The sequence below is a fragment of the Acetobacter senegalensis genome (assembly GCF_001580995.1).
Lineage (GTDB): Bacteria > Pseudomonadota > Alphaproteobacteria > Acetobacterales > Acetobacteraceae > Acetobacter > Acetobacter senegalensis.
On record NZ_LHZU01000148.1, the window covers coordinates 82,991 to 96,016 of the forward strand.

Genomic DNA, 13,026 nt, shown 5'->3' on the forward strand with positions numbered 1-13,026 from the left:
TGTGAGGCCCCATGCTTGTCAGCGTCTGAAATTTTTCAGTAGCCGTCACCTGTCGATACGTTGAACAGGCTCTCCGATTTTTTCAGAAAGTCTCTTGGGGTGCTGGTTCTGGTGACGTGAAACCGTTCTCTGTTCTCAGAGACTGTCCACAAAATCAGTCTCTGAGAACCAAAGGGAAAGGATTTTAGAATCCCATTTCCTGCCAGATGTTGGAGAGCGGGCGCGCGCCAACGTGTGAAATGATTTCAGACGCGGCAACGGATGCCAGTCGGCCACATTCGGGCAGTGTCCGCCCAGATGTCAGCCCGGCCAGAAAGCCTGCTGCATAGGCATCACCAGCGCCAGTTGTATCGACCACCTGGGTGGGGACAGGATCAACTTTGGTGCGCTGGCCGTCATGAATGATCACGCTGCCAAGGCCGGAGCGGGTCAGGGCGGCGAAGGTTGTGTCCTGCTCGGTGTGGCGGGCGGCTGTATCAAAATCTTCCGTTTCATACAGCGCGCAGATTTCATCTTCGTTGGCGAAGAGAATATCAATGTGCCCGCGCACCAGATCCAGAAAAGCTTGACGGTGGCGGCCAACGCAGAACGGATCGGAAAGAGTTAGCGCAACCTGACGGCCATTCTGGTGGGCGAGGGTTGCGGCGCGGCGGAAGGCTTCCTGCGCATGGGGCGGATCAAACAGATACCCTTCAAGATACACAATGCTGGAGGCTGCAATGGTTTCCTGAATCACGTCATCGGGTGTGAAGTAAGTGCAGGCGCCAAGGTAGGTTGCCATGGTGCGCTGGCCATCAGGCGTTACCATCACAATGCAGCGTGCCGTCGGCAGGTTTTCGTAAGTGTGGCCATCCAGAGGGGCGGAAGGAAATGTAATGCCGTTTTCACGCAGATCCTGCGCAAACGTATCTCCCGCCTGGTCCCGTGCCACTTTACCCAGATAGGCAACGCGTGCGCCAAACTGGGCGGCGACCACACAGGTATTGGCAGCCGAGCCTCCGCCCATAACACGTTCCGTTTTTAGTGTGGCTGTCAGGGCATTTGCACGGTCCACGTCAATCAGCGTCATGCTGCCCGGTGTCAGACCTTGCTGTTGCAGAAAGGAAGGTTCAACATTGGCAAGGATGTCCGTAATGGCATTGCCAATGCCCAGAATGTCGTATTTCGTTTCAGAAACGGTCATGAGCGTGTGTGTTTTCCTGAAAAAAATGAATGAGTCGGCTTTTTCGGTAGCCCGCTGCCATAAAAAGGGCAACAGGAAGCCTTAAGGGATGCTTGCCGCTCGGCCTGTCGGCTGTATAACAATTTGGAATGCCAGCTAGACGGATCGATGCGGGCAGTTACACGATCAGTAAAACCGCTGTCATAAAATGGCAGCCAGCATGGCGGGGGTGTTCTTGTTCAGAAGACGCAAACCTGAAGAAACCAAACCAGCAGCACCCGGCGCGGGTCAGAATGCCAGTTCGTCTGACAAGGCACGTCCGACCAGTGCGTTTGGTACCATTTTTCCTCCCACTTCTCCAGCCGGCTCACCCACACCTGCTTCCGGCAGCGGTGCGGCTCCGGCTTCCCGTCCTGATACAGCAAAGGAGACCCCTATGGGTCGTGCGCCACTTCCTCCCGGTTCCCCGCTTTCCCCCGGTTCTTCCGTGCCTCCCATTCCGGGTGCTGCCGCCCGCGGTCTGCCGCAGCAGGTACAGCCTAAAAAAGACGTGCCCGAACAGAGAACCCTTGTGGTTGGTCGCGGCATCAGCGTTCAGGGCACTGTGCAGGATGCTGAACGTCTGGTTGTTGAAGGCACCGTTGAATCCAGCATGATCACCGCCAAGGAACTGAGCGTCATGCCCGGTGGCCTGTTCCGCGGTGGTGTGGAAGTGGAAAACGCAGAGATCGCCGGTACGGTTGATGGCTCTCTGACAGCCCGTGGCAGCCTGACGCTGCGCGCAACCGGCCGCCTTCTGGGCAAAGCCGCCTGCCGCCGCCTGAAAGTGGAAGATGGTGGTCAGATTACCGGTCAGCTTGAAATGCTGAGCGATGATGCGGCATCCAAGCCTTCTGTCTCCGCGCCAGAAAAGAGCGCCAGCGCAGAAAGCTGAGTGGTCTGAAAAGACCAAGCCCTCATCTACCGGAGCAGTCAGCCGGTAGATGAGGGGGCGCTACCCGTTGATCAGGCTGGGCGCGCCAGAGAGCAGACATGCTCCCGAAAGATCAGGCGACGTTATCGCGCCGGTCGCGTAGTTTGACATACGCAATCTGTGCGTGTTCCGCACAGTAAGGTTTGCCCGGCAGCGGCACTGCTCCACAAAAATGAAAACCCGGTGTTCCCGGATCGCCAATCGGCCAGCAGCAGGACGGACCACGCCGTTTCTGGGGCTCAGGGTCGGAAATACGCTGTGGAACCGGCTTGGGTTTTGCCGGAGCACGCGGAGCCGCAGGTTTTTCAACTTTGACCGGTTTCGGCTGAACAGCCGCCGGAGCCGGCGTGACTGGTGCAGGTGTTGGCGTAGGGGCTGCGGGCTCCGGTTTGGCGGCAATCGGTGCAGCTTCCGGGGTTGCGTCCACAGCATCTGTTTTTGCAGCAGGTTCTGCTGCGGGAGCAGATGTTGCCACGGACGGTTTGGCAGCCTCGGCTTCCGGCTTCTTGACACCACGCCGAATGGGAGACGGGCGCGGGGGCAGCCCCAGCCGGTGTGCTTTGCCCACCACCGCGTTTTTAGTGATGGAGAGCCGACGGCCTATTTCTGCCGTTGAAAGACCTTCCGCCCAGAGCTCTTTGAGCCGGGAGATTGTTTCCTCGGTCCACTCCATTCACAGGCACCTTTTTTACATTGTCATCGTACAAGGAAGCAGCCTGCTTCCAATTCGGCGCATATTAGGGCGAGCGCAGGGGTATCTCAAGGACAAAGCCGTATAATCTTGCGCTTACCTGCGGAAATGCGTTTGAAAAAGAAGGTCTTCTCTCTTTTGCCGCATCTCTATTGATGGGCGGCCACAACCCTGCAGGCTGCCAGATCCCATGCCGCGCAGCCTACAGATTTGAAAAAGACCGGCTTGTTGGCGGGGGGCGGGTTGCCAAAGGCCGTTGCAAGAGGGGTCACATCCTGCCAGTTGACGCCTGCCTGAATAAGGTCTCCGGCTTCCGTTGGCGCGCCAATGGGGTCATCCACATAGAGCAGGCTGTTTTGAACAATGTTCGGCCCCACCTCAATCATCTCCGGTCTATAGGCCCCTACGCCTATTATCAGACATTTCGGGTCAGCAGGCGCATCATACAGGATGGTGGTGCTGGAGGTCAGGGTCAGAACCAGGTCAAACGGTCCATGGTGCGCGTCTTCCGGTATAAGCGGGAAGGACTGCGTGCTGTGCTGTCGGCAGAAGGCTTCCGTCCGCTTGGGCGAGCGGCCGCGCACGGCTACGGTGGCGTGCGGGTAGAGTGCTGCCAGAGCGTCCGCATGGGCAATGGCCTGAGCACCCGTGCCAATCATCAACACATGTCTGACAGGCCCGCGGGCCAGAAGCCTGATACCCAGCATGCTGATGGCGGATGTGCGGCGCATGGTAACCGTCGGGCCATCCAGAGAAAACAGGAAGGTTCCTGTTCTGGCGTCTGCGCAGGTGACAACACCCTGAATGGTCGGGCGGTCCGTGCCAGCGTTCTCCGGGCAGATGGTCAGTATTTTGGTGACCAGAAGATCCCTGCTGGCGGTCGGCATGCTCATCAGCAGCCCCGTGCCATCTGGTGCAGGCACGCTTAGCCGTTCCGGGCAGCGGATCAGCCCTTCAGCATAGTCCTGAACCGTCTGGGCAAGAGTGTCCACCAAAGCGGGATAAGGGAGGAGAGCACGTGTTTGCGGAGCGGAATATTGCTTCATGCAGGGAACTTTCGGTCAGGAACGCCAGAAGAGTGTACACTTGGTGGCGGAGAGGAAGGATCACTTCTGTTGCGCGTCCGATATGTCTTGCTGTGGTGTTGTCAGCATTTGTAACCCATGGGGTAATGGTTCTGCCAGTATCTGAAGCTAGTGGTAACGGCAGCGCGACATGACGGTCCGGACCGGGTCTGGTAGGGATTAGTGTCTGGTAATGATGGGCACCAAAGGGAGCACGCAGCATGGATGTAAGAGCGGCGGTCGCGTTTGAGGCAGGCAAGCCTCTGGAGATTGAAACGGTTCAACTGGAAGGCCCGCATGCGGGTGAGGTGCTGGTTGAAATCAAGGCCACTGGCCTGTGCCACACGGATAAATACACCCTCTCCGGCGCGGACCCTGAAGGTCTGTTTCCTGCCATTCTGGGGCATGAAGGCGCTGGCATTGTGCGCGAAGTTGGGGCCGGTGTGCGGCATCTCAAACCGGGCGATCATGTTATCCCGCTCTACACTCCCGAATGTCGGGAATGTAAGTCCTGCCTGTCCCGCAAGACGAACCTGTGCACGGCCATCCGGTCCACGCAGGGTAAGGGGCTGATGCCGGATGGTACTTCCCGTTTTTCCTTCAAGGGTCAGCCTATCCATCATTACATGGGCTGCTCCACGTTTGCGAACTATACTGTTCTGCCTGAAATTGCGCTGGCCAAAATCCGGCCTGATGCCCCGTTTGACAAGGTCTGCTACATTGGCTGTGGCGTTACCACGGGTATTGGTGCTGTGCTGTTTACCGCCAAGGTGGAAACAGGCTCAACAGTGGTGGTGTTCGGCCTTGGGGGCATCGGGCTGAATGTGATTCAGGGTGCCAAAATGGTGGGTGCGGACCGCATTGTGGGGGTGGATATCAACCCTGAGCGTGAAGCCATTGCCCGCAAGTTCGGCATGACCGACTTCGTAAACCCGAACGATCTTGGACCGAACGGCGACATTGTCGGTCACTTGATTGAACTGACGGATGGCGGTGCGGACTATACGTTTGAATGTGTGGGTAACCCTACCTTGATGCGTCAGGCACTGGAATGTGCGCACCGTGGCTGGGGTGTTTCCACCATTATCGGGGTGGCTGGTGCCGGGCAGGAAATCAGCACGCGGCCGTTCCAGCTTGTTACCGGTCGGCGGTGGATCGGCTCGGCTTTTGGCGGTGCGCGTGGCCGCACGGATGTGCCGAAAATTGTTGATTGGTATATGGAGCACAAGATCAATATTGATGATCTGATTACCCACAAACTGCCATTGGAACAGATTAACGAGGGGTTCGATATGATGGCAAAAGGCGAAAGCATTCGCACCGTTGTGGAATATTGAACCTTATAGGAAAGAAAAAGAATTTTCCGGGAGAGGACAGCCACCAGATGCGGTGTCTGTCCTTTTTTTATTGTCACCCCCCCCATTTTCTTAAATCAGAGATCGTCAGAAGAGCGAAGCCTCAGTTGGGGCAATGTGTGTCTGAAAATGGAGTGTGCCATACCTCTTCCGCGTCACAAGCTGCTCAAACGTTGAGGTGAGGCACGTTCTGAAAACAAAAAATGTGAAAAATGGGTTTTTCAGGGCTTTGGCAGAATCTCCAGCACTAGCTCTTTCGGACGGCATAAGCGTGCCCCAAGGGGAGTGACAACAATAGGCCGATTGATCAGTTCCGGGTGGGCGGCCATGGCGTCCAGAATGGCTTCATCGGAAATGTCTTCCTTGGCCAGACCAAGTTCTTCATACAAAGCGCCTTTCTGGCGGAGCAGCCCGCGCGGGGTCAGGCCTGTCTGCTTGACCAGTTCTTCCAGCTTTTCCCGGCTGGGGGGCGTTTTCAGATAAAGCACAATCTCCGGGGTGATCCCGGCATCCTGTATCATGCCCAGCACAGTGCGGGAGGTGCCACAGGCGGGGTTGTGGTAGATGGTTACTGTCATGTCGATACATCCTGTTCTGACAAGGTAAGTTTGAAAAAAGGAAAGCTTTTACAACGGCAGGGGGCGGTTATCGGCAATGGCTTCCATGGCCATGTAGGATGTCACGGTATCAATATCTATTTTTTCAATAATCTTGCGGTAAATGGCATCAAAGGCATTCATGTCTCGGGCAACAATTTTCAGCATGTAATCATATTCCCCGGCAATACGGTAAAAATCGATAATATTAGGAATAGATAGAACAATTTTCTTGAAATCATCCAGCCAGCTTTGTGCGTGATGCCGTGTTTTGATCAGCACAAAAACGGTTAGCCCTAGTTCTGTCGCGGCCCGATTGATACGCGCTGTCTCGCCTTGCAGAACATTGGTGGCCCGCAGATGCTGTAACCGCCGCCAGCAGGCGTTTTGAGACATACCGGCCCGTTCCGCCAGATCCCGTTGGGAGAGCGAGGCATCCTGCTGGAGCAGCCGCAACAGGGTGCGATCAAGATGATCTAGTTTCTGGTCCATAAGCGATCATATGATCTGATTTTCAGCGCATCAAGCATGAAAAAGAGGAATTTTCCTGAGGTCCGCCATTCTATTCTGGGGCTGCACCGTTCCCCAGAAAAAGGCAGAGAAAGCACCATGATGTCTGGCCCAGAGTTTCTTTTCTCCCGTTTTGCCGAAAATTTAGGTGGGACAGATGTCGTCACCCGCTTGCGGGAGGATGTGATCGGTGATGGTCTGCCTATTTCCGGCCCATTTGGGGTGAGGCCACTGGTTTATGCGGATTACGTGGCTTCTGGCCGGGCGCTTGGAATTATTGAAAAAACCATCGCTACAGACGTTCTGCCCTATTACGCCAACAGCCATACGGAGGCTTCTTTCTGCGGGCAGGTCATGAACCGTCTGCGTCTGGCCGCCCGCCAGACAATCGCCCGCCTGTGCGGTGCCGAGCATGGGTACGCGACCATTTTTGCGGGTAATGGCGCAACAGCCGGGCTCAACCGTCTTGTGCATTTGCTGGGGGTAAACCGCGCAGTACAGGCAGGTGAAAGGCCGTTGGTTGTGCTCGGCCCGTATGAACACCATTCCAATATTCTGCCATGGCGAGAAAGTGGTGCGGAACTGGTGGAACTTCAGGAGGTGCCGAATGGCGGCCCAGATTTGCAGCAGCTTGAAGATTGTCTGGCAAAAGCGGGGCCTCACCGTCTGAAAATAGGCGCATTTTCAGCCGCATCAAACGTAACAGGTATCATAACAGACGTTGATGCTGTCACGGAAATCTTGAAACGCCACGGTGCTCGGTCTGTATGGGATTATGCCGGAGGCGGCCCTTATATGCCAATAGACATGAAGGCCGGTACACGGTGGGAGAAAGACGCCGTAGTGGTTTCGGCCCATAAATTTCTTGGTGGTCCCGGCGCATCAGGCGTGTTGATTGTGCGGGAGGCTGCTGTGGATGCAACAAATCCGTCACTACCTGGTGGGGGCACGGTCAGATTTGTCTCGCCGTGGGGGCACGACTATTCGGACAGCATTGTCGCACGGGAGGAAGCAGGCACACCCGATACGGTCGGAGATATTCGGGCAGCACTCTGCTTTCTGGTGAAAGACGCAATTGGTGATGCCTATATGGCCAGCCGCAATGCAGCCTTATATCAGCGTGCCTGTGAAAGCTGGCAGGCGAACCCGCATCTGCAACTCCTGGGCAATCCGGACGCCAGCAAGCATCTGCCCATTTTCTCATTCCGGGTAAAAGATGATGCTGGCAGGGTTGTGCATCATCAACTGTTCACACGCATGTTGTCTGATCTGTATGGCATCCAGGCACGTGGGGGATGTGCTTGCGCGGGACCATACGCGCATAGAGTGCTCGGGATTGGACAGGAACAGTCCCGCGCGTTGCAACAGGCTATTCAGGCCGGGCAGGAACTTGAAAAACCCGGCTGGGTGCGCCTGAACTTCAGCGTGCTGATGGATGATGCCAAAGTGGCGTATATTATCAACGCCGTAAATGAACTTTGCATACAGGGTGATACGGTGGCAGCCAGTTATCGCAGTGATCCCGCAACAGCCCGCTTCCGGTATCAGGCAGCGGTTGCGGCTGAATAGGCTGGTGGTGGCAGCCATGCGTCATTGGTATTGAACTCCATGCGCCTTATGTTGTTGTGATAGCAGACACGCCTCACTCCATCCGTTGTGTCGTGTAATGGATGGCGTGATGGTACCTGTAAAGATCACAAGATTTAGGGGGAGAAGCTGGCATGCAGTTTGATCTGTCAGGCCTTAAGGCCATTGTTACCGGGTCTACCGCAGGGATTGGTTTTGCCACAGCGCGCGGTTTGGCTGTTGCCGGGGCGCAGGTTGTTATCAATGGGCGTAAGCAGGATGCGTGTGAAAAAGCAGCAGAAGCGCTTCGCAAAGTAGCACCCAAGGCGAAAATAGAAGCGTTTGTAGGGGATTTGAGCACGTCTGAAGGGTGTGATGCGCTGGTCTCTGCTCATCCCGCATGTGATATTCTTGTCAATAATGTGGGTATTTTCGGCCCGAAGGATTTCTTTGAAACCCCGGATGATATCTGGGAGCAGTATTTTCATATCAATGTCATGTCCGGGGTGCGGCTGTCTCGCGCTTATCTGAAGGGTATGGAAAACAAGAAATGGGGACGTGTAATTTTCATTTCCTCTGAATCCGCACAGAATATTCCCCAAGACATGATTCATTACGGGTTTTCCAAAACAGCGCAGCTTGCTGTCTCTCGTGGGCTTGCAAAGCGCATGGCTGGCACGGGGGTTACGGTCAATTCCGTTCTGCCCGGTCCTACCATGTCAGAAGGTGTGAAAACCATGCTGGAGCAGGAAGCGGAAAAGACCGGAAAATCTGTTGATGAGATCAGCCATGGTTTTGTCATGCAGAACCGGCCTTCTTCTCTCATCCAACGTTTTGCGACGGTTGAGGAAGTGGCGAATATGGTCCTGTATGTGGCATCGCGGGAATCGTCCGCTACCAGTGGCGCAGCCCTGCGGGTTGAAGGCGGAATTCTGGAAACAATCTTCTAATTTTTCCGGATAAAAATTTTCAGAATATTCCTGAAAATTGAAGCCTGTTTTCTGTTGCCTAGATCAATGAAAACAGAATTCATAAAAATCTGTGCAACAGATGCCGCTGTTGATCGTTGGAAATACCGAACCGCTATGAAACGGACCACCCGGCACACACGCCGGGGTCTGCCTGGAGCTCATTTCAGAGGCTCTGTTGGGCAGAATGTCCGTCCCACCTTATCAGGGAGGAACGATATGACCGCCTCAACAACGGAACAGCTGAACTCTGTCATGACCAAAGCTGCGGATACCCTTACTGCGGCCACAACGGATACCTCAGGCCTGTTTTCGGCGCTCGTGCAGTATCTGGACCATAATGGAAACAGTGGGGAGCACGAACTGCGCCAGAATGCGCAGATCCACGGACTGCATGATCAGGTAAAGCAGTGGGAACAGGAACGTCGCCCGGCAGCCACAACGGAAGACGTGGTGACAAAACTTCTGCCAGCGCATGCGATTGAAACACTGGCAAAACAGAGTGGCTTGTCAGAGAAAGCCACCATCAAGGCGCTGACAGGTGTGCTGCCCGCTGCATGCCACAAAGATCACGCAGACGGAAAAAGCGCATAAATCCGCCAAACGCCTGATCCCGACGGGAGAGGAGGGTCTTCCCCTCCTGTCTCTCACATCAAAACGGAGTTTTGATGGCAAGCACCTCTACCGGGTGTTTTCCCTCGGGCTCCGTTTTTTTGTGATGATGGGGAGGCCGCTAAAGGCGAGCAAGAGTTGTTAGGCCAAAGGCACCATGCGCAAGGATGATGAACAAAAGGTGACGAACGCACGGAATAACGGCACAACCTCCTGAGGGGCTGTTTGAAAAATCGGCAGATGACGGTTGGAGGCGAGAAGGCCAGCAGATCCGCATGACAGATTTTTCAAACAGCCTCCTATGCAATGATGACGCATGAGGATGATGTGCAATGTGGTGGCCCGGATTAAAGCAATGGTGCAATCGGTTTAAAACTGCGGATGGTGTGCGCGGCTGGGTGAGGGATGGCTTTGCCGGGCTTTCGCTGGCCTCCATGAATATTCCTCAGGTGTTGGGGTATGCGCGTATCGCGGGCATGCCTGCGGTTACCGGGCTTTATACCGTTTTGCTGCCACTGGTGGCTTTTGCTGTGTTCGGATCATCGCGGCATCTGGTGGTGGCGGCAGATTCCGCCACAGCAGCTATTTTTTCCAGTGCGCTGTCTGAAATGGCACAGCCGGGGTCCGCCCATTACAGTGCTCTTGTCAGCATGGTTGCCTTGCTGTGTGCCGGGTTTCTTCTGGTGGCGCGGTTGTTCCGGTTGGGGTTTCTGGCAGATTTTCTGTCCCGCACGGTTCTGGTGGGTTTTATGGCGGGGGTCGGTGTTCAGGTTGGTATTGTCATGCTTTTTGACATGCTCGGCCTGACTGCGCACACCCACCATCCCCTCTATCAGATCGGGGAACTTCTGCGTGGCCTTCCCCACGCTGTGCCACAGGCTCTCCTGTTTTCAGGTGTGGTGAGCCTCGGCCTTTTTCTCGCCAACCGCTTTGTGCCACACCTGCCATGGGCTCTGCTGGTTGTGGGGGGCAGCATCTGTGCAAGCTGGTTCTATCACCTTCAGGCGTATGGGTTTGAGGTGGTCGGGCCTGTGTCTGGCGGCCTGCCAGCCTTGAGTCTGCCCTGGGTCGGGTGGGATGACGTGCTGGCCCTGCTGCCGGTGGCAACATCCTGCGTGTTTGTAATGATCGCGCAAAGTGCTGCAACATCCCGTGCCATTGCAGATCAGTTCAATGAAACAGTTGATGAAAATGCTGACATTCTTGGCCTGAGTGCCGCTAATGCAGCGGCTGCTGTAAGTGGAGCTTTTGCCGTAAATGGTAGCCCCACACAAACGGCCATGGCGGTCAGGGCAGGGGCACGGAGCCAGAGGGCGCAACTTGTGTTTGCCGCCGTAACGGTATGCGTTTTACTGTTTCTGACCAAACCGCTGCAATTTTTGCCGCGCTGTGTGCTGGGGGCGATTGTTTTCAATATTGCCATGGGCATGATCCAACTGCGCACGTTGGGGCACATCCGGCGGGAAAGCCCCGGCGAGTTCGGTCTGGCCGTGATTACGGGGTTGACGGTTGTGGGGTTGGGCGTGGAGCAGGGCATCTTTATTGCCATCGCTCTCTCGCTTTTTCGGCATGTTCGTCATAGCTATCTGCCACATACCATGCTTCTGAAAGAAGATCCGCAAACAGGCGCTATGGAAGCCCAGCCTGTAAAAAGCGGTGTGCAGCCGGAAAATGGTGTTGTGATCTATCGTTTCTGCGCGGACCTATTCTATGCAAATTGTAATCGGTTTGTCGAAGATCTGCGGGTTTTGGCAGAAACATCTCATCCATCTGTGCGGTGCATTGTGATTGACGCAAGCGCCATAACAGATGTGGATTATTCAGCCGCAGTGGCCGTGCGCAACATTCTGACCATACTGCAACATGACCATATACGCGTGATATTCGGGCGGGTCAGTCCGTATCTCAGGGCAGATATGGACAGGCATGTGATTTCAGATGTTCTGGGAAAAGAGAATATCTTTTCACAACTGCATACAGCTTTGGCAGAGGCCCGCCTTCATGCCGCTGGCTAGGACAGGGGCATGAAGGCGGCAGCTTGTGAGGCTTGTTGTGTTAGAACAAATGTATCTTATGGGAAAAACTTGCGTCCGAAAAGATACGCAATGCAATAAAGTGCAAGATATACAAAAGGAATAAAAAGAATTACCCCTTCAAGATCACCCATCATGATTATACCTCCTTCTCAGAAGAAGAATCCATTTGCGCATCCAGCAGAATGGCGCCTGCGCCGGAGATGAGGATGATCATCACGGTGCCAATTACCCAGGAGAAATACCACGGGCCCTGATCTCCTACAAAAACAGCAAACAGAAGAGAGATAACAAGAACAATGGCCAGACCAGCCATGCGGAGAAGAGACATGGTGGGCTCCTTCAGTAGCTATGGGAATCATGGATGATATCCGCCGTGCGTACCTTGCCGCGCATGACGTAATAGCACCAGGATGTGTAACACAGGATAATCGGCACAAAGATCAGTGCCACTACCAACATGCAGGTCAGGCCATATGCACTGGCGGTGCTGTTCCATATGCTCAGGCTTTGGTCCGGGGCGGTGGTGGATGGCATCAGAAACGGGAACATGGCGGCGGCAACTGTGCCAATAGTCCCAATCCAGCAGCCCAGACCGCTCCACCATGCCAGAATGGCCTTCTGTGCGCGAACAGCCAGCACACTTAGTGTCATGCTGGCAAAACCCAGAACAGGAAGCAACCACAGGAACGGGTGGGCCGCGTAGTTATGCAGCCAGCCACCTGCCAGTTGCGCAACATGTTGTCCATGCAATGGGTTTGCTGGCATGGCCGGATCAACCGGGGCTGTTAGAACAAAACCTTTCATGCGGCTGATAAACAATCCCCCTATGGCAAACAGTACTATTGCTAGAAGCCCCCCGCGCTGGGCGTAGGTACGGGCACGGCTGTAAATCGGGTTTTCAGACCGCATCATCAGCATCACTCCCCCCTGATAGACGCTGAGGGAGACAGACATCAGTCCACACAGAATGACAAACGGATTCAGCAGATAGGAAAGAAATGAACTATCCTGATAGTACTGGCCATTCCAGCCAAAATGGTAGCCTACACCTTCAAGAATATTCCCAAAGGCTGCACCGTAAATGAACATGGGTAGAAAACCTGAGATCAGGAAAACCCAGTCCCAACTGGCGCGCCAGAGCGTGCTATCTGCTTTTGAGCGGTATTCAAAAGCGACAGGCCGCAGAATCATGCTGAATAGCAGCAGGATCATGACCACATAGAACACGGAAAAAGATGTGGCATACAGGGTGGGGAACGCAGCAAAAATCGCGCCGCCGCCAAGAATGAACCACACCTGGTTTCCGTCCCAGTGCGGGCCGATAATGTTCAGTGCCGTGCGGCGTTCACCATCATTGCGGCCCACAAAGCGCAGCAGGGTGCCTACGCCCATGTCCATTCCCACCATCAACCCCAGGCCGATGAACAGAATGCACAGGAGTGCTGCCCATATCAGTTTGAGAAGTGCGTAAAGTTCCATAACGGATTTTCTCT

The 13,026-nt window shown here is 54.9% G+C and carries 13 protein-coding genes; 6 read left to right on the forward strand and 7 right to left on the reverse strand.

The annotated features are described in order from the left end of the window. Positions 1 to 184: 184 nt before the first annotated feature. On the reverse strand, positions 185 to 1,183 hold the full coding sequence (locus tag AD948_RS16775) for an adenosine kinase (RefSeq protein ID WP_039903343.1): 999 nt from the start codon (positions 1,181 to 1,183) through the stop codon (positions 185 to 187). Between the two features lie 199 nt (positions 1,184 to 1,382). Here AD948_RS16775 and AD948_RS16780 point away from each other — a divergent pair, with 199 nt between their 5' ends. Next, on the forward strand, positions 1,383 to 2,096 hold the full coding sequence (locus tag AD948_RS16780) for a bactofilin family protein (protein WP_227004943.1): 714 nt from the start codon (positions 1,383 to 1,385) through the stop codon (positions 2,094 to 2,096). Positions 2,097 to 2,208: 112 nt separating this feature from the next. On the opposite strand, the gene AD948_RS16785 is transcribed toward AD948_RS16780, so the two are convergent. Further along, positions 2,209 to 2,808 (reverse strand): GcrA family cell cycle regulator, encoded by a 600-nt coding sequence (locus AD948_RS16785; RefSeq protein ID WP_061472758.1) that lies wholly within the window; start codon positions 2,806 to 2,808, stop codon positions 2,209 to 2,211. A gap of 167 nt (positions 2,809 to 2,975) precedes the next feature. After that, entirely contained in the window at positions 2,976 to 3,872 is an 897-nt protein-coding gene (locus AD948_RS16790) for a delta(1)-pyrroline-2-carboxylate reductase family protein (protein ID WP_061472759.1), read from the reverse strand. A gap of 239 nt (positions 3,873 to 4,111) precedes the next feature. Here AD948_RS16790 and AD948_RS16795 point away from each other — a divergent pair, with 239 nt between their 5' ends. Further along, on the forward strand, positions 4,112 to 5,227 hold the full coding sequence (locus AD948_RS16795) for an S-(hydroxymethyl)glutathione dehydrogenase/class III alcohol dehydrogenase (RefSeq protein ID WP_061472760.1): 1,116 nt from the start codon (positions 4,112 to 4,114) through the stop codon (positions 5,225 to 5,227). A gap of 239 nt (positions 5,228 to 5,466) precedes the next feature. On the opposite strand, the gene arsC is transcribed toward AD948_RS16795, so the two are convergent. Both arsC and AD948_RS16805 read right to left on the reverse strand, forming a co-directional pair. Beyond that, positions 5,467 to 5,823, reverse strand: a complete 357-nt coding sequence (gene arsC / locus AD948_RS16800; RefSeq protein ID WP_061472761.1) for an arsenate reductase (glutaredoxin) — start codon at positions 5,821 to 5,823, stop codon at positions 5,467 to 5,469. Positions 5,824 to 5,871: 48 nt separating this feature from the next. Next, positions 5,872 to 6,333, reverse strand: a complete 462-nt coding sequence (locus AD948_RS16805; RefSeq protein ID WP_006557429.1) for an Lrp/AsnC family transcriptional regulator — start codon at positions 6,331 to 6,333, stop codon at positions 5,872 to 5,874. 117 nt (positions 6,334 to 6,450) lie between these two features. Between AD948_RS16805 and AD948_RS16810 the strand changes: the two genes are divergently transcribed. The 4 genes from AD948_RS16810 (at position 6,451) to AD948_RS16825 (ending at position 11,512) form a co-directional block, all read left to right on the forward strand. After that, positions 6,451 to 7,920 carry an aminotransferase class V-fold PLP-dependent enzyme gene (locus tag AD948_RS16810; protein WP_248846078.1) on the forward strand — a complete coding sequence of 490 codons (1,470 nt, stop codon included), beginning with the start codon at positions 6,451 to 6,453 and terminating at the stop codon, positions 7,918 to 7,920. Positions 7,921 to 8,072: 152 nt separating this feature from the next. Continuing rightward, a complete protein-coding gene (locus AD948_RS16815) occupies positions 8,073 to 8,867 on the forward strand; it encodes an SDR family NAD(P)-dependent oxidoreductase (RefSeq protein ID WP_061472762.1) in 795 nt (264 codons plus the stop codon). Between the two features lie 237 nt (positions 8,868 to 9,104). Next, positions 9,105 to 9,479, forward strand: a complete 375-nt coding sequence (locus AD948_RS16820) for a YidB family protein (RefSeq protein WP_061472763.1) — start codon at positions 9,105 to 9,107, stop codon at positions 9,477 to 9,479. 350 nt (positions 9,480 to 9,829) lie between these two features. Beyond that, positions 9,830 to 11,512, forward strand: coding sequence for a SulP family inorganic anion transporter (locus AD948_RS16825; protein WP_061472764.1), 1,683 nt, complete (start codon positions 9,830 to 9,832; stop codon positions 11,510 to 11,512). A gap of 157 nt (positions 11,513 to 11,669) precedes the next feature. On the opposite strand, the gene AD948_RS16830 is transcribed toward AD948_RS16825, so the two are convergent. Together AD948_RS16830 and cydB are read right to left on the reverse strand one after the other, a co-directional pair. Continuing rightward, complete coding sequence (locus AD948_RS16830) at positions 11,670 to 11,861, reverse strand: hypothetical protein (protein WP_061472765.1); 192 nt, start codon at positions 11,859 to 11,861, stop codon at positions 11,670 to 11,672. A gap of 11 nt (positions 11,862 to 11,872) precedes the next feature. Further along, positions 11,873 to 13,012 carry a cytochrome d ubiquinol oxidase subunit II gene (gene cydB / locus AD948_RS16835; protein ID WP_061472766.1) on the reverse strand — a complete coding sequence of 380 codons (1,140 nt, stop codon included), beginning with the start codon at positions 13,010 to 13,012 and terminating at the stop codon, positions 11,873 to 11,875. Positions 13,013 to 13,026 lie beyond the last annotated feature (14 nt).

Excerpts from the sequence above, each read along its gene's own strand:
- AD948_RS16775 (WP_039903343.1), bottom strand. The coding sequence starts at position 1,183 with ATGACCGTTTCTGAAACGAAATACGACATTCTGGGCATTGGCAATGCC.
- AD948_RS16780 (WP_227004943.1), top strand. The coding sequence starts at position 1,383 with ATGGCGGGGGTGTTCTTGTTCAGAAGACGCAAACCTGAAGAAACCAAA.
- AD948_RS16785 (WP_061472758.1), bottom strand. The coding sequence starts at position 2,808 with ATGGAGTGGACCGAGGAAACAATCTCCCGGCTCAAAGAGCTCTGGGCG.
- AD948_RS16790 (WP_061472759.1), bottom strand. The coding sequence starts at position 3,872 with ATGAAGCAATATTCCGCTCCGCAAACACGTGCTCTCCTCCCTTATCCC.
- AD948_RS16795 (WP_061472760.1), top strand. The coding sequence starts at position 4,112 with ATGGATGTAAGAGCGGCGGTCGCGTTTGAGGCAGGCAAGCCTCTGGAG.
- arsC (WP_061472761.1), bottom strand. The coding sequence starts at position 5,823 with ATGACAGTAACCATCTACCACAACCCCGCCTGTGGCACCTCCCGCACT.
- AD948_RS16805 (WP_006557429.1), bottom strand. The coding sequence starts at position 6,333 with ATGGACCAGAAACTAGATCATCTTGATCGCACCCTGTTGCGGCTGCTC.
- AD948_RS16810 (WP_248846078.1), top strand. The coding sequence starts at position 6,451 with ATGATGTCTGGCCCAGAGTTTCTTTTCTCCCGTTTTGCCGAAAATTTA.
- AD948_RS16815 (WP_061472762.1), top strand. The coding sequence starts at position 8,073 with ATGCAGTTTGATCTGTCAGGCCTTAAGGCCATTGTTACCGGGTCTACC.
- AD948_RS16820 (WP_061472763.1), top strand. The coding sequence starts at position 9,105 with ATGACCGCCTCAACAACGGAACAGCTGAACTCTGTCATGACCAAAGCT.
- AD948_RS16825 (WP_061472764.1), top strand. The coding sequence starts at position 9,830 with ATGTGGTGGCCCGGATTAAAGCAATGGTGCAATCGGTTTAAAACTGCG.
- AD948_RS16830 (WP_061472765.1), bottom strand. The coding sequence starts at position 11,861 with ATGTCTCTTCTCCGCATGGCTGGTCTGGCCATTGTTCTTGTTATCTCT.
- cydB (WP_061472766.1), bottom strand. The coding sequence starts at position 13,012 with ATGGAACTTTACGCACTTCTCAAACTGATATGGGCAGCACTCCTGTGC.